We start from the raw sequence: 20452 nt of genomic DNA on the forward strand, positions 1-20452 counted from the left end.
AATGTCCTTTCGATCAGAGGCTTGCGCCAGCTTTGCGGGCAGCGGCCGTGGCGGTTTCATCCACGGTGAGGGCTGCGGGATCCGAGATGACGACGCCGTAATCGAGGCGCGCGCCTTCGACCGAGACGAGGCCATTGCGGATGTCGGAAACGACCTTATGGACATCGCGCTCGAACGGGTTGCCATAGCCACCGCCGCCGGGGTTGATGTTGGCCGCGCGCTCGCCCGGACGGATGGTCTCGATCACGTTGTCGGTGATGATCTGGGTCGCGCCATCGCGGGTGACCTCAAGCCGGCCGACCTTTTTCTCGACCATGGCGGATTTCGCGCCAGCCGCGCCCATCGCGGGGATGCGGCGACCTTCGCCAAAGGTGACAAGCGTCATGTCGCGGTCCAGCGGCTCGACCTCCCAACGCGTGCCCGAGCCACCACGGAACTTGCCCGCACCGCCCGAGTCCGTCATCAGCCCGTATTCGTGAATGATGATCGGGTAGGAGTGCTCGAGCATCTCGATGTCGCCCGAGGTCAGCGCGCCAAAGCAGCACTCGGGGCCGCAGGCGTGCCAGCCATCCTGACTTGCGGTCGCCCCCGCCCCCGAGATGATCGAGGCCAGAACCATCGTCACATATTCCTCGTCGTGGCGCGTATCCCAGCCCGCGATGTTGCAGCCGTTCGCATGGCCCCAGCTGGCCGAGACCTTCTCGGGCGCGGCCTGTTCGAACGCCAGACGCACCGCATCGGTCAGCGTTTCCATCGGCGTGGTGGTGCAGTTCATGTGCGGCGCGGGGGATTGCGCGTTACACAGCGTCCCCTTCGGACCCATGTTCACCGTCACATTGCGATACAGCCCTTCGTTATAGGGCGGCGGCAATTGCGCGAACATCATCAGGCCAAGATAGACGCCCGAATAGCTGTTCCCCTCGTAGGAGTTGATGAAATAGGGGATCTGCGGCGGGCTGGAGACCTCGATATGGCAGGTCTCGCCCTTGATCGTAACGGTGGCGGTGATGTCGAAGTCGCCAAAGCCGTGGCCTGCGTCCTCCAGCACAGCCGTGCCGGTATAGGTGCCGTCGGGAACCTTGGCGATCAGGCTGTTCATATGGCGGTTGGCCATACCGAGGAGTTCCTCGATACAGTCCTGCACCACGTCCTTGCCGTACTTGTCCATCAGCGCGATCAGGTTGCGCGCACCGACCTGACACGCCCCGATCAGCGCGTTGAAATCCCCCTCCTGGTCGCGGCGCGCGCGCATGTTGACCAGAAGCATGTTCAGCACGTCATGGCGTGGCTTGCCCTGATCCCAGATCTTGATCGGCGGGATGCGCAGGCCTTCGGCGTAGATCTCTTTCGCAGCCGGGTTATAGCCCGCAGGCACCGGCCCACCGATGTCGGTCAGGTGGCCCTTGCAGACCGTCCAGAACACCAGCTCGCCCTGATAGAACACCGGATAATACATGCAGGTGTCGATGATATGGCTGCCGCCGTAAGCGGGGTCGTTATGGAGGATCAGGTCGCCCTCGTTGATCTCGCCCTCGAAAAAGCGCGCGACCGATTTCATCGCGGGGATCAGCGAACCAAGGTGGATCGGGATATCCTGCCCTTGCAAGATCATCTCGGGCGTGTGGTTGAACAGCGCGGTCGAATAGTCATGCGCGAGGTTGAACACCGAGCTGCGCGCGGTCTTTTCCAGCGCCATCGTCATTTCGCGCTGCGTCGTTTCCAGAACGCCGCGCACGACGGAAAGCGTGATCGGGTCCACATGTCTTTTTGTCATTTCTGATCCTCCCAGGACAGCACGCCCCTCCGGCACGCCGTCTTCCGTGGATCAGGATTGCGAAACTCACCCCCTCTCGTCTTGACGCTGGAGGAACCAGAATTTGACGCCAGAACGCAGGATTTGACGCAGGGTGAACCAGAACTTGCTTCTGCGCGCACTCCCTGTGATTCCCTTTGGAGATTGGCGGGTTTCGGCTATCGTGGCGGCAGGGAGGACGATCAGATGAAGGGCACGCTGCGTTTCACGACAGCGGGCGTAGAGCCACGCCTACGCTCAAGCGAATGGACGAAATTTGTCTCGGAAAGCTATTTTCCGCTCGAACTGGATTTCCTCGATCCGCTGCATTTCAACGGGCAACTTTCGCGCACCTCTCTGGGCCATGTGGCGCTGTCGCGGCTGACCTCGGACCCCGCCTTGTATGAACGCCGCCGCGCCCATATCCGCGAGACCCGCGAGGAGGAATATCTGATCACCCTGCCCTGCGCGAGCTCGGTCAGGTTCCGCCAGATGGGGCGCGAGGCGCGCTGCGAACCGGGCGGGTTTATCATCGAACGCGGGGACGAGCCCTACCGGTTTTCCTATGAACAAGCGAACGATCTGTGCGTGCTGAAGGTCGGGCGCAAGGCGCTGGCCGAACGCACACGCAACCCCGACCGGTTCTGTGCGCAAACCTTCAACGCGACGACCGGCACGGCCGGGCTGTTCGCTGCCATGGTCGGTCATGCGCAGGCGCAATCTGACAGGCTGTCGGCTGGCTCGAACGAGACCATCGGGCGGCAACTGCTTGAACTTCTTGGGCTTGCACTGGATGAGGGGACGGATGCCAGCGACAGTTCGATCTCGGCGGTGCGGGCCGCGCATCTGGTGCGGATCGAACGTTTCATCCGGTTGAACCTGAAAAACCCCGATCTGTCGCCCGACCTGATCGCGGGCGGCTGCGGCATTTCCAAGCGCTACCTGCATGACCTGTTCAAAGACCAGAACGGCACGGTGAACCAATATGTCCGCGACCAGCGCCTGATTGCCGCGCGCGACCGTCTGCATGCCGCCCCCGATCTGTCGATTGCCGAGGTCTCCTACCGCTTCTGCTTTGCCGATCAGGCGCAGTTCTCGCGGTTGTTCAAAGCGCGCTTCGGGATGACACCGTCCGAGTTCAAGCGCCTTGCTTCGGGGGACATCCGCGCCTGAGCCAAAGGCTTGCAGCACGCAAACCAAAACCCCGCGCGCGATGGGTAGTCGCGCGGTCGTATTTGCATAAGGGGGGAGTTGGTGGCGAGGGGGGGACTTGAACCCCCGACCCCACGATTATGAGTCGTGTGCTCTAACCAGCTGAGCTACCTAGCCACTGCGCGGGGGATTAAGCCAGTGCGCGGCGAGCGTCAAGGACCGAATCGGGAAAAAATGCACAGCCCCCGTATTCTTCCCCGCAGCACCTAGTAAACGGTCACCGGCGTCCCGACCGGCACTTTCTCGAACAGCGCGATCACATGGTCATTGACCATCCGCAGACACCCGTTCGACACCGCATGTCCGATCGACGAGGGCGATGTCGTGCCATGAATGCGGATCGCGGTGTCATGCCCGTTCTGATACAGATACATCGCCCGCGCGCCCAAGGGGTTCTCGGGGCCGCCCGGCATCCCGTCAGCGTATTTTGCGTATTTCGGATCGCGCGCGATCATTTCGGGCGTGGGTTTCCAGCTTGGCCACTCGACCTTGCGCCCGACGACCGCTTGGCCGCGAAACTTCAGCTCTTCCTTGCCGACCGCCACGCCATAGCGCATCGCCCGCCCCGGAGCCGTGATGTGATAGAGATAGAACTTGTCCGACAGCACGATAATCGACCCGACCGCCAGCTCTTTCTTCACCCGCACCTCGCGCGGGTAATACTGGCTGGCAATCGGCCATTTCGGTGGCTGTTCGGCCGTTTCCACCGTTTCGGCCCATGCGGGCGCGCCGATCAGGGCGACGGCGGGAAGACTCATTAAAAAGGCGCGGCGTTCCATCGGCTCTCCACGGGTTACATATGGTGAAAGGCTAGCAAATTTGCCCCTCATCCACAACCGCAGAGCGCGCAAACGCCGCGCCTGAACGGCTTATTTGAAGGCGCAGCCGACCGGCAGGCCGAGCTTGGAGAGAACCTTTGCCGCCGGGCAGAAACCGGTGATCGAGGATTGCAGCAGGTTCGCGCCGATAAACACGGTGAACCAGACAAAACCCGGATGGACGAAATGGGTGAGCACGACGCTCAACAGAACCATAACGCCGGCAAAGGCAAACATCGCGCGATCAATAGACATGGGAGAGACTCCTCGACAGGGTTGATTAGGGTCCAGTTAGCACTCGCTCATTATAAATTCAAGATTGCGAATATAATATTCTGTCTTCACACCATCGGCAAAACCGCGCCGAGGCAAGTGCGCGCCCCTTCCCCGCCACGGCGCAATCGCGCTATCTGGGCGCAGAGTAACCAGTGCCGGATAGCGCCCATGCCCGTTTTTACCCGCCGTTTCTTCTGCCTCTCGGGGCTTGCGCTGGCTGCCTGTAGCGGGCCGGATGTGCAGGGGCGCAAATCGTCGGCGCGGTTGGGGGCAGGATATAACCCGCCGCTCTACCCCAATGAGACGGCAGAGCTGCGCAAGCTGATCAACCGCTCCGCCGATCACTACAAGGTGCCGCGCAGCCTTGTGCATCGCGTGATCCAGCGCGAAAGCGACTATCGCCCGCTCGCGCGCAACGGCCCCTATTACGGGCTGATGCAGATTTTGCCGCAAACCGCGCGGGGGATGGGGTTCAAGGGGCAGGCGCAAGACCTGCTGGACGCGGAAACCAACCTCAAATACGCGGTCAAATACCTGCGCGGCGCATGGATGTGCGCGGACGGGTCCGAAGAGCGCGCGGTAATGTGGTATGCGAAGGGCTACTACTACGAGGCCAAGCGGCGCGGCATCCTGAAGGAAACCGGCCTGCGCTGATCTACTCGCGCGAGCGCAGCACCCGTGCGGGCCGCGACGCCAAAGGGCGCAGCGCAAAGACCAGCCCCGCAAGTAGCGTCGTCACCGCGCCCCCCAGAACGATGGCAAGCGCGGGCACGGGCGCAAAGCGGTAGCGCGCCTCCATCACCAGATCGAGCACCGCCCATCCGGCCAGCGCACCAAAACCGATCGCCACCAGCCCCGCCGCCGCCCCCATCAGGGCCGCGCGGATTGCAAATGACGCCAGAATCGTGCGCCGTGTCGCGCCGAGTGTTTTCAGCATCGCCGCCTCCCACACGCGCCCTGCCTCGCCCGCCGCAGCCGCGCCGATCAGCACGACAAATCCGGTGAGCAAGGTTACGCCCGCCGCCAGCGAGGTCGCCTGCGCGATAGTCCCCAAAGCCTCGGTCACGCGGGCAATCGCATCGCGCACGCGGATCGCGGTGACATTCGGAAAGGTCTTGGCTACCGCGCGCAAAATCGCCGCCTCGTCTGCGGGATCGGCATAGATCGTCGCGATATGGGTATGCGGCGCGCCTTGTAGAGCCGACGGGTTCAGCGTCAGCACAAAGCCGATGCCGGCGGTCGAAAAATCGACATCGCGGAACGAGGTGATTTCGGCCTCGATGTCGCGCCCGAGGATATTGACGGTGATCTTGTCGCCCAGCTTCAGCCCCAGTTCCTGCGCCTCGGTCGCGGCAAAGCTGGCCTGCGGCGGGCCGGTGTAATCCTCGGGCCAGAAGGTGCCTGCGGTCAGCGCCTCGCGCGGGGTGGCGGCATAGGTCACGCCACGGTCGCCGCGCAGAACCCAATGCTCGCCCGCGACGTCCCGCGCGTTCTGGCCGTTGATTTCGGTGATCACACCGCGCAGCATGGGAGCCGTGTCGATCTTGTCGACCGTCCCAACATCGTCCAGAAGCGAAAGAAAATCAGTGCGTTGCGAGTTCTGAATATCGACCATGAAATAGGCAGGCGCCACATCGGGCAGGTCTTGCGCGATGGTGCTGCGAAGGGCCGCATCCACCTGCCCCACCGCCGCCAGAACCGAAAGCCCAAGCCCAAGCGAGAGGATCACCGAGGTCGCCTCGGAACGCGGAGCGCCAATGGCAGAGAGCGCCGCGCGCAGGGCCGGACGCCCGCGCGCAATCGGGGCCAAAGCGCGTGCCAGCCGCCGCACGCCCCATGCAGCGCCCCACAAAATCACCAATGCAAGGGCAACGCCGCCAAGCGCGCTGGCGGACAGCACCGCCAGCCCCGAAAACCAGATCGAGGCCAGCACCAGCGCGCCGATCAGCGCCGCGATCAGGGCAAGCGCAGGCCATGACGGGCGCAACGCCCGCCGCCCGTTGCGATAGAGCGCCGCCGAGCGCATCGCCGCCATCCGCGACAGCGGCCACAGCCCGAAAATCGCTGCAACCAGCCCACCGTAAACCGCCGCTTCGATCAGCGGCATGGGCGCGGCACGCAGGCTTACAGGGATTGGCAACGCGGCCTTGATGGCTCCGGCAGCGGCGAAAACCATGCCCAAAGCCAGCACCAGCCCAAGCGCCACCCCGATCAGTGACAAAACCCCAAGCTGCCACAAAAACACATTGCGGATCGTGGACGGGGCCGCGCCCAATGCGCGCAGCGTGGCGATGGTCTGGCCCTTGCGCTCCAGCCATGCCGAGACCGAAGCCGAAATCCCGACCCCGCCCACGGCCAGCCCCGCAAGGCCCACCAGCACCAGAAACGAGCCAAGCCGCGTCACAAACCGGTCGGCCCCGGGGGCTGCGCGCGTGCGGTCGCGCCAGCGCATCCCCGCCCCCTCGAACCGCGCTTCGGCGGCGGATTTCAGCGCGTCCAGATCTGTGCCTTCTGGCAGGGTCACGCGGACTTCGGTTTCATACAAAGACCCCGGCGCCAGAAGCGGCGTCCCCTCCAGCGCGGCCAGCGACACAATCGAACGCGGACCAAGCCCGATGCCTGCCCCCGTCGAATCCGGTTCGCGGGTGATCGCGGCGAGATAGCGAAACGGCAGCCCCGCAAGCGTCACGCTGTCGCCAATGGCCAGCCCTAGGCGGTCGGCCAGAATGGTATCCAGAAAAATCCCCGGAGTGCCAGCCTCTGGCAGCGCCGACACCGGCACGTCGGGCGAAAGCTCCAGCGCCCCCATCAACGGGTGCGCCCCATCGACCGCCTTGACCTGCGTCAGCGCGGTCTCGAACCTGTCGCCCTCGCCCACGCTTAACATCGAGCGGAACTCGACCACCTCGGAGACGCGGGCCGCATGTCCTTCGATCCAGTCGCGCTCCTCGGGCGTCGGGCGGCGGTAGGTGAACCCGTATTGCGCGTCGCCCCCCAAAAGCACGGCGCCCTGATCGGTCAGCGCCTCACGGATCGCGCCGCGCACCAACCCGACCGAGGCGATCGCCGCCACCCCAAGAACGAGGCACAAAAGGAACACGCGAAACCCTCGGATGCCGCCACGCAACTCGCGCAGGGCGATGCGCAAAGACAGGCTCATGCCAGCGCCCCGTCAGCAAGCTGCACCACACGGTCGCAGCGCGCGGCGAGTTCGGGCGCGTGGGTCACAAGGACCAGCGTCGCCCCGTGGCGGTCTTGCAGATCAAAGAGCAAATCCATGATCGCCGCACCATTGGCCGCATCAAGGTTGCCCGTGGGTTCATCCGCCAACAACAACTCGGGACGCGGGGCGACCGCACGGGCCAGCGCGACACGCTGCTGCTCGCCCCCCGACATTTCAGACGGGTAATGCCCCAGACGATGGCCAAGGCCAACGGCGGCCAGCTCGGCCTCGGCACGGGCAAACGCATCCGGCTCACCGGCAATTTCCAAAGGCAGCGCCACGTTTTCCAGCGCGGTCATCGTGGGGACAAGGTGGAAGGACTGGAACACAATCCCCATCCGCCCGCGCCGGAACCGCGCCAGCGCATCCTCGTCCATCGCCCCCAGATCATGGCCAAGCACCTGCACCGAGCCATGCGTCGCGCGCTCCAGCCCGCCCATCAGCATCAGAAGCGAGGATTTCCCCGACCCCGACGGCCCCGTCAGCCCGACCGAACTGCCGCGCTCAATATCAAGTGAAATGCCGTGTAAAATCTCGACGGGGCCGGCATTTCCGTCCAAGGTAAGGCCGACATCCCGAAGGGTAAGACTGTGAACTGACATGAAAACCTGCCTTTTAAAACTTACCCCTGCATATGGGGGCTTGCGCGCGATTGGCAAGGCTGGCGCGCTGATAATGCTGCTTGCGGCTCCGGTGGCGGCAGAGCCACCCGAGGTCGTGATGCTGGGGGATTCTCTGACGCAGGGCTATGGGTTGGCGCCCGAAGAGGGGCTGGTGCCAGCGCTGCAACGCTGGCTGGATGCGCAGGGCGTCGAGGCGCGGCTGATTAACGCAGGCGTTTCGGGCGACACGACGGCGGGCGGGCGCGAGCGGCTGGAGTGGTCGCTCAGCGCCGAAACAGACGCCGTGATCGTTGAACTTGGCGGCAATGACATGCTGCGCGGACTATCGCCGCAAGAGGCCCGCGCCAATCTGGAGGCGATCATGCAGGCTCTGGCCAAGCGCGCCCTGCCCGTGCTTCTGGTCGGCACCCCCGCGCCTGCGAATTTCGGCCCCGAGTATCAGGCGGGTTTCACGGCGCTCTGGCCCGAGCTGGCCGCGAACTATGACGCGGTGCTGCTGGAGAACCTCCTCGCGCCGATCATGGCCGAACCGTTCGAGACGCGCGAGGCCAAGGGGCTGATGCAGGCGGACGGGCTTCACCCCGCGCCTGCGGGGGTTGCCTTGGTCGTGGAACAGCTTGGCCCGAAGGTGATCGAACTGCTGGCGCGGGCCGAGGCGGGCTAGGCGCTCTGGTCCATCCGCCAAAGCGCCACCGCCCCCGCAATCGCCAGAACCGCGCCCGCGACAGCCGCCACCTGATAGCCCGCAAGCGCGGTGCCGATGGCGAAAGTCGCCGCGCAAATCGCGTCCCCCGCCAGCTTTTGCAGCGCCATAAGCGAGGCGCCCGCTCCGGGGCGCGTCTCCATCAGATCCTGCAAATAGGCGATGGGTTGCGTCAGGATAATCGCGCCGCCCATCGCGCCGGGGACAATGAGCAGCCAGACCAGATCGCTGGCCGCCAAAAGCGGAATCCCCGCCAGATGCACCGCATAAAGCACCATGCCAGCGACGATCAGCACAGGGCGCGAGACACGCTCCACGATCATCGGCAGCGCCAGCATAAACGGCACCTCCAGCCCGCCCAAAAGCCCCGCATAAAGCGCGACATCCCCCGCACCACGTTCCGGCGTGGCGGTAAAAACAAGCCCCATCACCACCATATATAGCATCACCGAGCCATGCACCGGCCCAAGCGCCAACACGCGCGCAAGGATCGGCCAGGCGGCGATTTCGTGCAGCGACTGGCGAAAACTCAGCCCCGATTTCGGGTCGGGCCAGCGGGTCGCCCCATCGCGCGGCCAGCCCGCGAAGGTCAGCCCCAAAAGCGCCAGCGCCAGCATGGTCGACACCGGATACAGCACCGTCAGCGGCACGCCCGAGCTAAAAACCACCGCCCAGAATGGCAGCACGATCACCCAAGGCAGGGCAAAAACCGCCCGCAGCGTCGCGTGGATCGCGGGGCGCTCGGCCTCGGGGCGGGTCGAGGCGGCAAGGCGGGCCAGCGCGAACAACTGCCCGAACAGCGACCCCGCCATCGGCACAATCACGGCCTGCGTCAGAACAAACACCCAAGGCACAGGGAACGCCAGCACAAGCCCCATCCCCAGAACCAGCATCAGCACGGACCAAAGCGCGATCGCACGACGGTTTGCCCGCTGATCGGCCAGAATGCCAAAACCGACCGAGGCCGACACCGCCACCACCGAGGCCACAACCAGAACCATCGAATAGGCACGTTCGCCCAGCCCGAAGACCGTCACCGCCAGTGCCGAAAGATAGGGCGCCATCGTCGCGGCATAGGCGCCGAAGATCAGCATCAAGCCGACGGTCAGCCTAAGCGCGGGTTCCTCGGCAAAAGGCCGCAAGAGGGCGAACCCGCGCATCAGGGCAAGACCTTGCCGGGGTTCAGGATGCCCTTCGGATCAAGCGCGGATTTGATCGCGCGCATCACCTCAAGCGCCACGGGGTCTTTATGCCGCGCCATTGTTGCGCGCTTGGAAACGCCAACCCCATGCTCGGCCGAGAACGAACCGCCAAGCGCGACCGTTTCCTCGGCCACCGCCGCGCGGATCGCCGCCGCTTGCGCCATATCCGAAGGGTAAGCGCAATAATGGATATTGCCGTCCCCCAGATGCGCGATGACCAGCTCTTCCGCCTGCGGGTCCAGCGCATGCAGGCGCTTTTTCATACGCATCAGGAAGGTCTCCAGCCGGTCCAGCGGCAGGGCGATGTCTGTGTCGACCAGATCAGGCGTGGTAAAAGTGATCTCGGCGGCAGATTCGCGCATCTCCCACAGCTTGCGGCGCTGCGTTTCCGAATTAGCAACAATTGCCTCGCTGATTTGCCCCACCTCGAAGGCGTCCGCCAGAAGCGCCTCCAGCCGCTCTTGCGGCGCCTCACCCGCGATGGTTGTCGCGGTCTCGATCAGCACATTCACAGGCGCCGGATCAAAGGGACAGGTCAGTTCGGGCTTCAAGCGCGCAAGCCGCTCCATATAGCGGTCCGGCATGAATTCGAACGCCTCGACCATGCCACCCGTGCCCGCCTGCACCGCGTTCAACAGCGCCAGCGCCGAAGGCAGGTCACGCATCCCGACCAGCGCAGTTGCATAGGCCGAGGGCGCAGGCACCATGCGCAGCACCGCCGCCGTTATCACGCCCAAGGTTCCTTCGGCCCCGATCATCAGGTCGCGCAGATCATAGCCGGTGTTGTCCTTGTGCAGCTCGGTCATCAGGTCCATCACCCGCCCGTCGGCCAGCACGACCTCGAGCCCAAGGCACAGCGCCCGCGCCGAGCCATAGCGCACCACGTTCGAGCCACCTGCATTGGTCGACAAAAAGCCCCCGACCATCGCAGAGCCTTTGGCCCCGAAGGTCAGCGGAAAAGCCAACCCCGCCTCGGCCGCGCGGCTGTGCAGGGTTTCCAGAATGACGCCCGCCTCAGCGACAACCGTCCGCGTTTCGGCATTAAAACTGCGCAGACGGTTCAGCCGCGACAGCGACAACATCAGCGCGCCTTCCGCCATCGTGCCGCCGTTCAGCCCCGTGTTCCCGCCAACGGGCACCACGGGCGTTCCGGTCTCATGCGCCAGCGCCAGAACCGCCGAAACCTCGGCCGTCGAGGCGGGCCGCAACACCGCCAAAGGCGACCAATGGTAATGCCCCGTCCATTCCTGCCCAAACCCCGCCGTATCGGCGCCGGTCAACACATGCTCGGGGCCAATCAGCCCGCGCAGACGGTCCAGAAGTTCCATATGCCCCCCAAAGGCAGCGAAGCGCGCGCGCCCCGCGAGGCTCGCAGGGCGCATAGCATTTTCAATCAACGGCTTAGCGCCAGTCGAAAAAGTCCTTGGGTGCGCGCGCCAGAAGTTTACGCGCAATATCGGCGCCAAGCTCGGCTGCATCCGAAATCGCCGCGCGTCCCTCTTCGAAGAGCGCGTCCGACCCATCGGGCCGCAGCACTTCGCCGCGCAGCCAGATCTGATCGCCCTCAAGCACGGCCAGCCCCGCAATCGGCGTTTCGCACGAGCCATCCAGCGTCGCCAGATAGCTGCGCTCGGCCGCCAGACGGTGGCCTGCGTCGGCATTGTGGATCGCGGCCAGCAGCGCCTCGGCCTGCGCATCAGCCGCGCGCCGTTCGATCCCGATGCAGCCCTGCGCCACGGCGGGCAGCATTTCCTCGGGCTCGATCGCGGACCGCGCGACCTGCGACATGCCCAGACGGTTCAGGCCAGCCATCGCAAGGAAGGTGGCGGTCGCGACCTTATCTTCCAGCTTTTTCATCCGCGTCTGCACATTGCCGCGGAACTCGACCATTTTCAGATCGGGGCGGCGATAGGCAAGCTGCGCGCGACGCCGCAGGGACGACGAGCCGATCACCGCGCCCTCGGGCAGATCGGAAATCGAGGCGTAGTCAAAGCTGACGAATGCATCGCGGGTATCTTCGCGCGGCAGATAGCAGTCCAGGAGCAGCCCCTCGGGTTGCTTGACCGGCATATCCTTCATCGAGTGCACCGCGATGTCGATCCGGCCATCCAGCATGGCCTCTTCGATCTCTTTGGTGAACAGCCCCTTGCCGCCAAGCTCTTTCAGCGGCTTGTCCGCGTCGATCAGCGCGCGGTCATCTCCGGTCGTCTTGATGACGACGATCTCGAAGGCATCCTCGGGCAGGCCGTGGGCCGCCATCAGGCGCGAGCGGGTTTCGTAAGCCTGAGCCAGCGCGAGCGGCGAACCGCGCGTTCCGATTTTCAGGGGCGATTGGGCGTTGGGCATCTGTTCCATGTCGCCTTGGTATCCGCGTCAAAAGGCCCGCGCAAGCGCCCTCGCGCTTGACATTGCGCCGCAGGACAAATTCAAGGGGGCTAACAAGGAGAAGCGCCATGACCGAAAAGACCATCCTGCGAGCCTTGAAAGGCGAAGTTCTGCCCACACCGCCCGTGTGGATGATGCGTCAGGCGGGGCGTTACCTGCCCGAATACCGCGCGACCCGCGCCGAGGCGGGCGACTTTCTGTCGCTGTGCTATAATTCGGATCTCGCCGCCGAGGTGACGTTGCAACCGATCCGCCGCTACGGGTTCGATGCGGCGATTCTGTTTGCCGACATCCTGCTACTGCCGCAAGCGCTTGGGGCGGAACTGTGGTTTGAGACGGGCGAAGGCCCGCGCCTGTCCACGATCTCCGGCCCCGACGGGTTGCGCGCGCTTAAGGGCAAGGACGACATCCACGACCACCTTGCGCCGGTTTACGAGACCATGCGCATCCTCTCGCGCGAGTTGCCGAAGGAAACCACGCTGATCGGGTTCGCGGGCGCGCCGTGGACGGTTGCGACCTATATGATCGCCGGTCGCGGCACCAAGGACCAGGGTCCGGCACATGCGCTCAAGTCTGCGGACCGCGCGACGTTTCAGGGCATCATCGACCTGCTGACGGAATCGACCATCGAATATCTGTCGAAACAGGTCGAAGCCGGGGCCGAGGTCGTCAAGATTTTCGACTCGTGGGCCGGCAGCCTGAAAGAGCAGGATTTCGAGGATTTCGCCGTTGCGCCTGCAAAGCGCATCATTTCGGAGATGAAAGCGCGCTTCCCCGGCCTGCCGGTCATCGCCTTCCCGCGTGAGGCTGGCGACAAATACATCGGCTTCCATGCGAAAACCGGCGCCGATTGCGTGGCGATCGACAATTCGGTCAGCCCCGAGTGGGCGGCCACGAATGTGCAGAGCGCGGGCTGCGTGCAGGGCAACCTTGACCCGCGCCATATGGTGACGGGTGGGCAAGAGCTGATTGACGCGACCCGCCACGTCGTCGAGGCGTTCAGGAACGGCCCGCATATCTTCAACCTCGGGCACGGGATCACTCCCGACGCTGATCCAGAAAATGTGCATCTGATGCTGGAGACGATCCGCAAGGGATAAGGAAAGGGGCCACGCGGCCCCTTTTTCATTGCGCCGTTTTCACCGCGAACCAAACCGCGATTGCCGCCAGCCCGACAGACAGCACGCGGCGCAAAATCCGCTCGCTCGTCGGGTTTTCAAAGATTGCCCGCGCCGCCCCCGCCATCGCCACAATCGCGGCATGGATACCGGTCGCGACCGCCACATAAACAGCGGAAAACAAAAGCGTTTCGCGCAAGCTTTCGGTGGCACCAAGGAACGTCGGCAGCACCGCCATATAAAATGCCGCCGCTTTGGGGTTCAGCAAGTTGGTGATCAGCCCGCGCTTGAAATGGCGCCAGTTCGAAGCGCTGTCCGTCGCCAGTGAGGCCACCCCGTCGGCACCGCGCCACCCGTCATAGGCAAGCCACAACAGATACCCGACCCCGAGCCAGCGCAGCCCCTGATAGGCCAGCGCCGACCCCGCCACCAAAGCGGTCAACCCAAGCGCCGCCAGCAGCCCCACAATCGACAGCCCCAACGCCACGCCCGCCACGGCGGAAAACCCGCGCCGCCGCCCCTCGGTCGCGGCGACAACGGCCAGATAGGCCATATTCGGCCCCGGCGTCAGCTCGATCAGAAACGAGGCAAGCGCAAAGGCGATCAGACGTTCTTCCAGCTTAACCCCCGAATATTACGGCCATTTTGCAATCGGCGGCAGGCTCATCAGCACCGCATCCGCGTTATGGCCGGTCTCCAGCCCGAACTTGGTGCCGCGATCATAGACCAGATTATATTCGGCATAGAGGCCGCGATGGATGAACTGCGTTTCGCGGTCGGCCTCGGACCAGGGGGTATCGCGGCGACGCTCGGTCACGGGGACGAAGGCGGGCAGAAACGCCTCGCCCACCGAACGGGTGAAGGCGAAATCGGCCTCCCAGTTGTCGGTGTTCAGATCGTCGTAGAAAATCCCGCCGACACCGCGCGCGCGGCCCCGATGCGGGACAAAGAAATACTCGTCCGCCCACGCCTTGAAGCGCGGGTAATAGGTCGGGTCATGGGCATCGCAGGCGCCGCGCAACACATCGTGGAACTGCGCGGTATCCTCGGCATATTCGATGCAAGGATTAAGGTCTGCACCACCCCCGAACCACCACGCACCCGGCGTCCAGAACATCCGCGTATTCATGTGAACTGCGGGCGTATGCGGGTTTTGCATATGCGCGACAAGGCTGATGCCGCTCGCCCAGAAGCGCGGGTCATCCTCCATCCCCGGCACGCCGCGCGCGGCCATCGCGGCCTGCGCCCGCGGGGCCAAGGTGCCCCAGACGGTCGAGATATTCACGCCGACCTTTTCAAACACGCGCCCGCCGCGCAACACGCTCATCTTGCCGCCGCCGTTATCTTCGCCATTCGGGCCTGTGCGCACCGTCGGCGTGACCTCGAACCGGCCCGCCGGAAGCCCCGCATGGGGGCCGGTAGTCTGGCTGTCCTCCAGCGCCTCGAAACTGGCGACGATCCGGTCGCGCAGATCGGAAAACCATTGGCTGGCGCGGGCTTTACGTTCGTCGAACGGGTCGGTGGTGGTCATGCGCTCTCTCCCTTTTTGCGCTTGATAGCAGGCGGGCGCGCCGTTCTGAACAGGTTTTGCGCGCTGGCCCCGATTTACCTTTGCTCTGGCGCAGGTTAATATCTGCGCCAAACGGTAAGGGGTTTCCCATGCAACGGATTTTCGGCCTCGGGCTTTTGGCCCTTCTCGCTGCCTGCGGCACGCCGCAAGAGCAATGTATCCGGCGCGAGACCAGCGAGCTGCGCACCGTCCAGTCGCTTTTGTCCGAGGTCGAGGCCAATCTCGCGCGGGGCTATGCCATCGAGACCTACGAGACCACGATCCCCCAATGGGAGGTCTGTGGCTATGACGAGATTACCCGCAAAAACGGTGATGTGGTGCGCAAGGCGCGCATGTGCTGGCAGGACCATGTTGTGACGCACGAGCGTAAGGTCGCCATTGATCCGGCGGCGGAAAAGCGCAAACGCGACGGGTTGGTCGCCAAGCGCAAAGTGCTGCTGGCGGCGGCCGAAAGGGCGATCGAGGTCTGCAAGACCGCCTACCCCGAGTAGTTACAAAAGCGGCAGATTGACCGGGCCGCGCAGGCTCCGTCCACCATCGACCGCGATGATCTGCCCTGTCACGAAACCGGCGCCGGAGGAAGCCAGATATTGCACCGTTTCGGCCAGCTCGATTGCGGGTGCAATGCGGCCCATCGGCGTCGCGGCGAGAATGTCCTCGCGCCAGTCGCCATTCTCGCGCAGAAGCGATTGCAAAGACGCGCTCATGACCGAGGCAAAAGCCACCCCGTTCACGCGGATGCGCTGCGGCGCCAGCGCGACAGCCAGGCCACGCGTCATCTGTTCATGTGCGGCCGAGGCAATGGAATAGGCCAGAAGGCCCGGCTGTGTGGCCGCCGCGGGCGACGAGCCGACATTGACGATACAGCCGATCTCGCCCTCTTCGCGGCCCTCGTCCTCGGCCTGTTTGATCATCCGGTTCGCGGTCATCTGCGACAGGCGCAGCGCGCCTTTCATGTTGATCTGCAACATATCGTCGAGCACCGTTTGCGACGGGTCCAGCGGGTCCGAGACCTGCACGCAGCGCGCGGCATTCACCAGAATGTCGATCCGCTCAAACGCATCGACCGTGGCCGAAAGCAGGTTCTTCACCGTCAGTTTCTGGCACAGATCGCCCGCGAAATAGCGCACGGGGCCATCCGATTTTGCCTCTTCGCCCAGTTCATCCACAAGGCGGGCCTCGTCGATGTCAGCGAACATGACCTGCGCGCCGCGCTCGACGAAATGGCGCGCAATCGCAAGGCCGATGCCATGCGCGGCCCCCGTCACAATCGCGGTTTTTCCGGTAATCGAAAGCGTCATGGGCAGTCTCCGGTCGGTTGGGAACGCACAGCTTAGCTGCGCCTATCGGCGTTTACGCGCGACAACGCGTCGCGGTGCGGAACTGGTGGCGGATTTCTGCCCGCCGGCAACGGGGCGATGCCCCCGCACGATACGAAACCGCGTCGAGACCCCCGAAGGAGGCACGATGTCCTCGACCTCGTGAAAGCTCGCCTGCAACACCTCGTCATAGGGGAGATGACGATTGAACACGAGCCAGAGCGTGCCTGACAGTGACAACATCTTCGCGGCGGCACGGATAAACGCCTGCCCCAGCCCCGGCGTTGCTTCGCGCGAGGTATGGAACGGCGGGTTCATCACGATGCCAGAATATCGGTTTTCAGGCATGAACGCGGTCGCATCGGCCCAGATATGGGTGGCGCGCGGGTCTGAAATGTTCATTTTCGAACATTCCAGCGCGGAATGCTCGGCCTCGACCAGATCAAGGCTTTCGACGCCCTCACGCGCCAGAACCTGCGCGGACAACCAGCCCCACCCCGCGCCCAGATCGGCCATACGGGCGGGCAAATGCGCTGGCAGACAGGCCGCCAGAAGGGCCGAGCCTTCATCCACCTCTTCGGCCGAGAATACGCCGGGAAGGGTCGTGAACCCCTCGGCAGGCGTGATCGGCGTGGCCTCCCATTGCGTCAACGCCTCGGGGTCAGCCAGGAACGAGAAAATCTTGCCATGCGCCTTGGCGGTCGCCGCCGAGACCGGAACCAGCTTGCGCAGATCCTTATAGAGCGAGTCGATCCCGTCGGTTTTCCCGCCATCGACCCAGATCACCCCGCCAGCGGTCACATGGCGGCAGGCCTCGGCCAGAAGCGCGCGGGCCTCTGCCTTGGCGCGTGGCACGAAAACAACTGCCGCCGCATAGCTGCCCTCGGGCGCGGGCGACACCGACAGGCCGCGCGCTGCCAAAGCATCGTGATCGGGCTTGAAGCCCTGCACCGCCTGCACGCGGTCGCGCGGCAAATCGCTCAGATCGGTCTCGGCACGCGGACGAAACAACGCAATCCGCCCCTCGGGCGGCAGCGCATCGGGTGCATCAAGCACAAGGGACAAACGCGGGTGGGACATGGTGGGACGGGCGCTTGCGCCTCACTCCTTTTCCATCGTGCATTGCAGCGGGTGCTGTTGGCGGCGCGCCGCATCCATCACCTGAGCAACCTTGGTTTCGGCAATCTCGTAGGAAAACACGCCCACAACGGCCAACCCCTTTTTATGCACGGTCAGCATGATCTCGAAGGCTTGCGCATGGTTCATCGCAAAAAACCGCTCTAGCACATGAACGACAAATTCCATCGGCGTATAGTCGTCATTGAGCAGCATCACCTTATACATAGGCGGGCGCTGCGTTCTGGCACGGGTCTTGGTCGCGACGCCAGTGGCATCATCCCCGTCATCCCCCATCATGCGAAGCGGCTCGGTCACGCGAAGTCCTTGGAATCGGTTCATCCTGAGAGAGGCAATATAAGAGTTACGCGCCCTATGAAAACCCTGACGTCGAAGCGACGTTGCCAAGACCCTGCGCATTGTCCATTTTACCGGCACAAACGGAGGCGCAAAATGGCACTGACGACGATCGGTTTCGATGCGGATGACACGCTTTGGCATAACGAGCGGTTCTTTGCCCTGACGCAAGAGCGCTTTACCAATCTGATGCGCGCTCATGCGGGTTCGGACCATCTGGCAGAGCGGCTTCTGGCCGCCGAGCGGCGCAATGTCGGGCATTACGGTTTCGGCGTGAAGGGTTTCACGCTCTCGATGATCGAAACCGCGATCGAGGTGAGCGAAGGCCGCGTTCCCGGCAGCGTCATCGCGGAGATCATGGAGGCCGGGCGCGAGATGCTCTCGCATCCGATCGAACTCTTGCCCGAGGCCCGCGCCACCGTTCAGGCTTTGTCTGGAGATTTCCGTATCATGCTGGTGACAAAGGGGGACTTGCTGGATCAAGAGCGCAAACTGGCGCAATCGGGTCTTGGCGACCTGTTCGACGCGGTCGAGATCGTCTCGGACAAGGCGCCAGAGGTCTATGCGCGCATCTTTGCCCGCCACGGAACCGGCGCGGACGAAGGGCTGATGGTGGGGAACTCGCTCAAATCCGATGTGATCCCGATGATTGCCGCGGGAGGCTGGGGCGTGCATGTGCCCCACGACCTGACTTGGGCGCTGGAACATGCCGATGCGCCCGAAGACAACCCGCGCTTCCGGCGGCTTCCCGACCTGTCCGGCCTGACCGCATTGATCGCGGAAATCCGCTAACCCTTTGGTGCGCGATGAATCAAAAGTCATAGATATGGAATACATCTGATTCTCCACCCACAACATTTTGCGCCCCGCCCGTATCCGATGCGCGAAAGTCGCACCACAGAACATTGAAACTTAACCATTTTCACCACGGCCCGTGCGTGTTATCGTGGTTCTAATAAGCCCCATACTCTTCAAAAACCAATCGGGGCGAGAGGCAGTTACAATGGCAAGAACCGTGACCACGCTGTGGAGCTGGGTCCGTTATGGGCTTTTTGCGCTATCCCTGATTTTCGCCCCCATCGCGGCGAAAGCAGCGCCCTATGCGGCGCTGGTGATGGATATGCGATCGGGCGAAATCCTGTATTCGAAGAACGCGGATACGCGCCTGCATCCGGCGTCCCTGACCAAGATGATGACGCTCTACATTGCGTTTCAGGCGATCGAGCGCGGAGAACTGAGCCTCGACAAGATGGTTACCGTGTCGAAAAACGCCGCCGGTCAGCCGCCTTCGCGCCTTGGCCTGAAACCGGGGCAGAAAATCGCCGTCCGCTACCTGATCCGTGCAGCAGCAGTCAAATCGGCCAATGACGCTGCCGCGGCTCTAGGGGATGCGATCTCGGGCGACGAAGCCTCGTTTGCGGCGCGCATGAACCGCACGGCCAAAGCGCTTGGTATGAAGAACACGACCTTCCGCAACGCAAACGGCCTGACCCGTGCGGGGCACCTGTCGACCGCGCGCGACATGACCCTTCTCGGGCGGCACCTGTTTTACGACTTCCCTCAGTATTACAACATTTTCTCGCGCAAAACCGCCGATGCAGGGCTGGCAAAAGTGTACAATACGAACCGTCGCTTCCTGAGCGCCTATGAAGGCGCGGATGGCATCAAGACCGGCTATACCGTCGCGGCGGGCTTCAACCTGACGGCCTCGGCCAAGCGCGGAGAGAAGCGGATCATCGCCACGGTTTTCGGTGGCACCTCGACCGCGCAGCGCAACGCCAAGATGGCCGAGCTTCTGGACATGGGCTTCTCGCGCGCGCCGAAAAAGGCACCCGTGAACCGTCCGGCGGAGGCTCCGATGCTGCTGGCCGAAGCCTCGGCCGCCCCCCAGACTGTCCGCGTGTCGGGGCTGGTCAAGACCTCGCCCTTCCCGATGCCCCGCCCCGCGGTTCCGTCGCATGACGCGGACGCAATTGCACTGGCTCTGGCGGCCGCACAGGCAGACACGCAGGCGCAAAAGCTCGCGCAGGCGGTGGCTGAAGATGTGACTGTCACACCACCCGTAGTGCTCGCATCAGCCGGCGGGTTGGCGCAAAGCCCCTTCCCGATGGCCCGCCCGGGCAGCATTGTCGCGGCTGCGCCCGACGAACCCGCCACGATTGTGGTCGCCGAAGTGCCGAAGGATACCTTTGAACAAACCACCCCGCCGCAGCCCGAAACGCTGACGCTGGCCTCTGCGGTGATCGAAGACGAGATGCTCTCCGAGGGGGATGCCGATCTGGAGCCGGAATTTGCCCAGATAACGACGGCGCAACCCGAAACGCTGGCACTGACAACGCAAGCCACACAGCGCAACGACAAGGTCATTCTGGCCTCGCTCTCGCCCGCACCCGCACCGCAGCGCAAAGGCACCGTGGTCGCACGGGCATCCAGTTCCGGCGGGCGCGGCTTTGGCGTCAGCCTCGGGCTTTATAATTCGAATTTCGCGGCCGAGCGCGCGCTTCTGACGATCGCCCTGATGGAAACGGACTCCCTGGGCGAGGCGCTTCGCAAGGTCGCCAAACGCAAGGCAGGATTTGAAGCGACCTTCGTCGGCATGTCGCGCGATATGGCCGATCTGGCCTGCGCGCGCCTCTCGGCGCGGTCGAAAAAATGTGAAGTGATCGGACCCTGACTCCTCCCTCAAGGTTCGATAACTGCAAGAAAGCCGCGCTATCCAGCGCGGCTTTTTGCTAGTC

The 20452-nt window shown here is 63.8% G+C and carries 20 protein-coding genes and 1 tRNA gene; 7 read left to right on the forward strand and 14 right to left on the reverse strand.

Annotation, left to right across the window (positions count from 1 at the left end; genetic code table 11):
- Window positions 1-13 precede the first annotated feature (13 nt).
- Window positions 14-1774: a caprolactamase subunit beta gene (gene capB / locus RYZ20_RS05165; protein WP_317671007.1), complete on the reverse strand. Its 1761-nt coding sequence runs from the start codon at window positions 1772-1774 to the stop codon at window positions 14-16.
- 225 nt (window positions 1775-1999) lie between these two features.
- Between capB and RYZ20_RS05170 the strand changes: the two genes are divergently transcribed.
- Window positions 2000-2965 carry an AraC-like ligand-binding domain-containing protein gene (locus RYZ20_RS05170; protein ID WP_317671009.1) on the forward strand — a complete coding sequence of 322 codons (966 nt, stop codon included), beginning with the start codon at window positions 2000-2002 and terminating at the stop codon, window positions 2963-2965.
- 79 nt (window positions 2966-3044) lie between these two features.
- Here the strand turns inward: RYZ20_RS05170 and RYZ20_RS05175 are convergent.
- The 3 genes from RYZ20_RS05175 to RYZ20_RS05185 form a co-directional block, all read right to left on the reverse strand.
- Window positions 3045-3121 (reverse strand) — tRNA-Met (locus tag RYZ20_RS05175).
- Between the two features lie 89 nt (window positions 3122-3210).
- Complete coding sequence (locus tag RYZ20_RS05180; RefSeq protein ID WP_317671011.1) at window positions 3211-3762, reverse strand: L,D-transpeptidase; 552 nt, start codon at window positions 3760-3762, stop codon at window positions 3211-3213.
- 111 nt (window positions 3763-3873) lie between these two features.
- Entirely contained in the window at window positions 3874-4077 is a 204-nt protein-coding gene (locus RYZ20_RS05185) for a YgaP family membrane protein (protein WP_317671013.1), read from the reverse strand.
- A 189-nt stretch (window positions 4078-4266) separates the two neighbouring features.
- Between RYZ20_RS05185 and RYZ20_RS05190 the strand changes: the two genes are divergently transcribed.
- Window positions 4267-4752, forward strand: coding sequence for a transglycosylase SLT domain-containing protein (locus RYZ20_RS05190; protein ID WP_317671015.1), 486 nt, complete (start codon window positions 4267-4269; stop codon window positions 4750-4752).
- A gap of 1 nt (window position 4753) precedes the next feature.
- On the opposite strand, the gene RYZ20_RS05195 is transcribed toward RYZ20_RS05190, so the two are convergent.
- Together RYZ20_RS05195 and RYZ20_RS05200 are read right to left on the reverse strand one after the other, a co-directional pair.
- Window positions 4754-7258, reverse strand: a complete 2505-nt coding sequence (locus RYZ20_RS05195) for an ABC transporter permease (protein WP_317671017.1) — start codon at window positions 7256-7258, stop codon at window positions 4754-4756.
- The gene (locus RYZ20_RS05200; RefSeq protein WP_317671019.1) at window positions 7255-7923 is read right to left on the reverse strand and encodes an ABC transporter ATP-binding protein; all 669 of its coding nucleotides are present in this window, start codon (window positions 7921-7923) and stop codon (window positions 7255-7257) included. The genes RYZ20_RS05195 and RYZ20_RS05200 overlap by 4 nt, the downstream gene beginning before the upstream one ends.
- A gap of 40 nt (window positions 7924-7963) precedes the next feature.
- Here RYZ20_RS05200 and RYZ20_RS05205 point away from each other — a divergent pair, with 40 nt between their 5' ends.
- Window positions 7964-8608, forward strand: coding sequence for an arylesterase (locus tag RYZ20_RS05205; protein WP_317671021.1), 645 nt, complete (start codon window positions 7964-7966; stop codon window positions 8606-8608).
- Here the strand turns inward: RYZ20_RS05205 and RYZ20_RS05210 are convergent.
- The 3 genes from RYZ20_RS05210 to hemC form a co-directional block, all read right to left on the reverse strand.
- Window positions 8605-9807, reverse strand: coding sequence for an MFS transporter (locus RYZ20_RS05210; protein ID WP_317671023.1), 1203 nt, complete (start codon window positions 9805-9807; stop codon window positions 8605-8607). The two genes, RYZ20_RS05205 and RYZ20_RS05210, sit on opposite strands and share 4 nt — an antisense overlap.
- Complete coding sequence (locus tag RYZ20_RS05215) at window positions 9807-11177, reverse strand: FAD-binding oxidoreductase (RefSeq protein WP_317671346.1); 1371 nt, start codon at window positions 11175-11177, stop codon at window positions 9807-9809. Before RYZ20_RS05215 ends, RYZ20_RS05210 begins: the two co-directional genes overlap by 1 nt.
- Before the next feature lie 73 nt (window positions 11178-11250).
- On the reverse strand, window positions 11251-12195 hold the full coding sequence (gene hemC / locus RYZ20_RS05220; protein WP_411572325.1) for a hydroxymethylbilane synthase: 945 nt from the start codon (window positions 12193-12195) through the stop codon (window positions 11251-11253).
- A 107-nt stretch (window positions 12196-12302) separates the two neighbouring features.
- On the opposite strand from hemC, the gene hemE reads away from it, so the two are divergent.
- A complete protein-coding gene (gene hemE, locus RYZ20_RS05225) occupies window positions 12303-13334 on the forward strand; it encodes a uroporphyrinogen decarboxylase (RefSeq protein WP_317671027.1) in 1032 nt (343 codons plus the stop codon).
- 25 nt (window positions 13335-13359) lie between these two features.
- On the opposite strand, the gene RYZ20_RS05230 is transcribed toward hemE, so the two are convergent.
- The gene (locus tag RYZ20_RS05230) at window positions 13360-13971 is read right to left on the reverse strand and encodes a LysE family translocator (protein WP_317671348.1); all 612 of its coding nucleotides are present in this window, start codon (window positions 13969-13971) and stop codon (window positions 13360-13362) included.
- 15 nt (window positions 13972-13986) lie between these two features.
- Window positions 13987-14883: an oxygen-dependent coproporphyrinogen oxidase gene (gene hemF / locus RYZ20_RS05235; RefSeq protein WP_317671029.1), complete on the reverse strand. Its 897-nt coding sequence runs from the start codon at window positions 14881-14883 to the stop codon at window positions 13987-13989.
- Window positions 14884-15011: 128 nt separating this feature from the next.
- Between hemF and RYZ20_RS05240 the strand changes: the two genes are divergently transcribed.
- On the forward strand, window positions 15012-15413 hold the full coding sequence (locus RYZ20_RS05240) for a hypothetical protein (protein ID WP_317671031.1): 402 nt from the start codon (window positions 15012-15014) through the stop codon (window positions 15411-15413).
- Here RYZ20_RS05240 and RYZ20_RS05245 read toward each other — a convergent pair whose 3' ends face one another.
- From RYZ20_RS05245 to clpS, 3 genes are read right to left on the reverse strand one after another with little or no spacing between them, the layout of a single operon-like run.
- Complete coding sequence (locus RYZ20_RS05245) at window positions 15414-16223, reverse strand: SDR family NAD(P)-dependent oxidoreductase (protein WP_317671033.1); 810 nt, start codon at window positions 16221-16223, stop codon at window positions 15414-15416.
- 42 nt (window positions 16224-16265) lie between these two features.
- On the reverse strand, window positions 16266-17321 hold the full coding sequence (locus tag RYZ20_RS05250) for a class I SAM-dependent methyltransferase (RefSeq protein ID WP_317671035.1): 1056 nt from the start codon (window positions 17319-17321) through the stop codon (window positions 16266-16268).
- A gap of 21 nt (window positions 17322-17342) precedes the next feature.
- Window positions 17343-17657 (reverse strand): ATP-dependent Clp protease adapter ClpS, encoded by a 315-nt coding sequence (gene clpS, locus RYZ20_RS05255; protein WP_317671350.1) that lies wholly within the window; start codon window positions 17655-17657, stop codon window positions 17343-17345.
- A gap of 153 nt (window positions 17658-17810) precedes the next feature.
- Here clpS and RYZ20_RS05260 point away from each other — a divergent pair, with 153 nt between their 5' ends.
- Complete coding sequence (locus RYZ20_RS05260) at window positions 17811-18506, forward strand: HAD family hydrolase (RefSeq protein ID WP_317671037.1); 696 nt, start codon at window positions 17811-17813, stop codon at window positions 18504-18506.
- Window positions 18507-18717: 211 nt separating this feature from the next.
- Window positions 18718-20388, forward strand: coding sequence for a D-alanyl-D-alanine carboxypeptidase family protein (locus tag RYZ20_RS05265; RefSeq protein WP_317671039.1), 1671 nt, complete (start codon window positions 18718-18720; stop codon window positions 20386-20388).
- The last annotated feature ends 64 nt before the right edge of the window (window positions 20389-20452 follow it).

This window comes from Pseudothioclava alba (assembly GCF_033100795.1).
In the GTDB taxonomy this organism is placed as follows: Bacteria; Pseudomonadota; Alphaproteobacteria; order Rhodobacterales; family Rhodobacteraceae; genus Pseudothioclava.

Excerpts from the sequence above, each read along its gene's own strand:
- RYZ20_RS05245 (WP_317671033.1), bottom strand. The coding sequence starts at position 16,223 with ATGACGCTTTCGATTACCGGAAAAACCGCGATTGTGACGGGGGCCGCG.
- RYZ20_RS05250 (WP_317671035.1), bottom strand. The coding sequence starts at position 17,321 with ATGTCCCACCCGCGTTTGTCCCTTGTGCTTGATGCACCCGATGCGCTG.
- RYZ20_RS05240 (WP_317671031.1), top strand. The coding sequence starts at position 15,012 with ATGCAACGGATTTTCGGCCTCGGGCTTTTGGCCCTTCTCGCTGCCTGC.
- RYZ20_RS05215 (WP_317671346.1), bottom strand. The coding sequence starts at position 11,177 with ATGGAACTTCTGGACCGTCTGCGCGGGCTGATTGGCCCCGAGCATGTG.
- RYZ20_RS05195 (WP_317671017.1), bottom strand. The coding sequence starts at position 7,258 with ATGAGCCTGTCTTTGCGCATCGCCCTGCGCGAGTTGCGTGGCGGCATC.
- capB (WP_317671007.1), bottom strand. The coding sequence starts at position 1,774 with ATGACAAAAAGACATGTGGACCCGATCACGCTTTCCGTCGTGCGCGGC.
- RYZ20_RS05190 (WP_317671015.1), top strand. The coding sequence starts at position 4,267 with ATGCCCGTTTTTACCCGCCGTTTCTTCTGCCTCTCGGGGCTTGCGCTG.
- RYZ20_RS05200 (WP_317671019.1), bottom strand. The coding sequence starts at position 7,923 with ATGTCAGTTCACAGTCTTACCCTTCGGGATGTCGGCCTTACCTTGGAC.
- RYZ20_RS05180 (WP_317671011.1), bottom strand. The coding sequence starts at position 3,762 with ATGAGTCTTCCCGCCGTCGCCCTGATCGGCGCGCCCGCATGGGCCGAA.
- RYZ20_RS05210 (WP_317671023.1), bottom strand. The coding sequence starts at position 9,807 with ATGCGCGGGTTCGCCCTCTTGCGGCCTTTTGCCGAGGAACCCGCGCTT.
- clpS (WP_317671350.1), bottom strand. The coding sequence starts at position 17,657 with ATGATGGGGGATGACGGGGATGATGCCACTGGCGTCGCGACCAAGACC.
- RYZ20_RS05185 (WP_317671013.1), bottom strand. The coding sequence starts at position 4,077 with ATGTCTATTGATCGCGCGATGTTTGCCTTTGCCGGCGTTATGGTTCTG.
- hemF (WP_317671029.1), bottom strand. The coding sequence starts at position 14,883 with ATGACCACCACCGACCCGTTCGACGAACGTAAAGCCCGCGCCAGCCAA.
- RYZ20_RS05265 (WP_317671039.1), top strand. The coding sequence starts at position 18,718 with ATGGCAAGAACCGTGACCACGCTGTGGAGCTGGGTCCGTTATGGGCTT.
- RYZ20_RS05170 (WP_317671009.1), top strand. The coding sequence starts at position 2,000 with ATGAAGGGCACGCTGCGTTTCACGACAGCGGGCGTAGAGCCACGCCTA.
- hemC (WP_411572325.1), bottom strand. The coding sequence starts at position 12,195 with ATGCCCAACGCCCAATCGCCCCTGAAAATCGGAACGCGCGGTTCGCCG.
- hemE (WP_317671027.1), top strand. The coding sequence starts at position 12,303 with ATGACCGAAAAGACCATCCTGCGAGCCTTGAAAGGCGAAGTTCTGCCC.
- RYZ20_RS05260 (WP_317671037.1), top strand. The coding sequence starts at position 17,811 with ATGGCACTGACGACGATCGGTTTCGATGCGGATGACACGCTTTGGCAT.